We start from the raw sequence: 315 nt of genomic DNA, 5'->3' as shown, positions 1-315 counted from the left end.
CTCCGCTGTCGATAAAGTCTAATATCCCCCAACAGCCCGAGGTGCACCTGCACCCCGGGCTTTTTTGCGCCCAAATTTGACATTGGGGCAAAAACATATCCAAACAATTTACCTCGATTTTTCCCGCTTGTGGTCGAAGCGGTTCTCCGACTGGGATACAATAGTGCCGTACCCAAGGAAAACACGAACACAAGAGCCGGGAACGGAAAGCCCGGATGTTTGGAGGACAAATATTATGAAAAAGATCACGCGTCGTTCGTTTCTCACTGTCTGCGGTGCTGTTGCTGCCGCTGCTGCTCTGACCGCCTGCGGCGG

Annotated in this window: 1 protein-coding gene; it reads left to right on the top strand. The window is 52.7% G+C overall.

Features of this window, described 5'->3' with window-relative positions:
• Positions 1–235: 235 nt before the first annotated feature.
• Positions 236–315, top strand: an 80-nt coding sequence (locus tag P0G09_RS17210) for a twin-arginine translocation signal domain-containing protein (RefSeq protein WP_275253279.1), incomplete at its 3' end; no start/stop codon positions are given.

It is taken from the genome of Faecalibacterium sp. DFI.5.82, assembly GCF_029076575.1.
GTDB lineage: Bacteria > Bacillota > Clostridia > Oscillospirales > Ruminococcaceae > Faecalibacterium > Faecalibacterium duncaniae.
Note: the sequence above shows the minus strand (reverse complement) of the source record. Positions and strands in the feature narration are given on the sequence as shown.